This is a genomic window from Colwellia sp. MB3u-8, from assembly GCF_014076985.1.
Taxonomy (GTDB): Bacteria; Pseudomonadota; Gammaproteobacteria; order Enterobacterales; family Alteromonadaceae; genus Cognaticolwellia.
Window position 1 is genome coordinate 1 of record NZ_JACGVA010000002.1, and the last position, 620, is coordinate 620.

2 tRNA genes and 1 rRNA gene are annotated in these 620 nt (G+C 43.1%); all 3 read right to left on the reverse strand.

Annotated features, from left to right (window positions below):
- Positions 1-227: 227 nt before the first annotated feature.
- A tRNA-Ile gene (locus tag H4J54_RS00005) sits at positions 228-304 on the reverse strand.
- Positions 305-319: 15 nt separating this feature from the next.
- Positions 320-395, reverse strand: a tRNA-Ala gene (locus H4J54_RS00010).
- Between the two features lie 117 nt (positions 396-512).
- Positions 513-620, reverse strand: a 16S ribosomal RNA gene (locus H4J54_RS00015); the annotation flags it as partial.

Sequence of the window (620 nt, forward strand, 5' to 3'; positions counted from 1 at the left end):
ATCATTAATAGGCGATATTCCTATTAATAACAGCTTGGTATTTATAATTTACAAACAACAGCGCGACACCGTGTTTGTCATATAAATACCGGTATTTATATCAGCTTTCCAGATTGTTAAAGAATATGTCATTCACACGCATTCGGTGAGGACTTGGTTTAAAAAACCAAACTTAACTTATCAACTTTGATAGTTTAAGTTTGGTCTCTCTCTTTAGTGAAGAAGATTGGTAGGTCTGGGCAGACTTGAACTGCCGACCTCACCCTTATCAGGGGTGCGCTCTAACCAGCTGAGCTACAGACCTGCATAGGATAATAAGTGGTGGAGCTAAGCAGGATCGAACTGCTGACCTCCTGCGTGCAAGGCAGGCGCTCTCCCAGCTGAGCTATAGCCCCTTATTATGCTAGGGTTTACGTTTTCTTCTTCTAATTTGTTATCATGTAATTTGTGTGAACACTCGTGAAACCTTTCTCCTAAGAGCTAAGTTTCCATTGCGCTGTTTTACTTCAAGATAAGGAGGTGATCCAACCCCAGGTTCCCCTAGGGTTACCTTGTTACGACTTCACCCCAGTCATGAATCACAAAGTGGTGACCGTCCTCCCCGAAGGGTTAAACTAGCC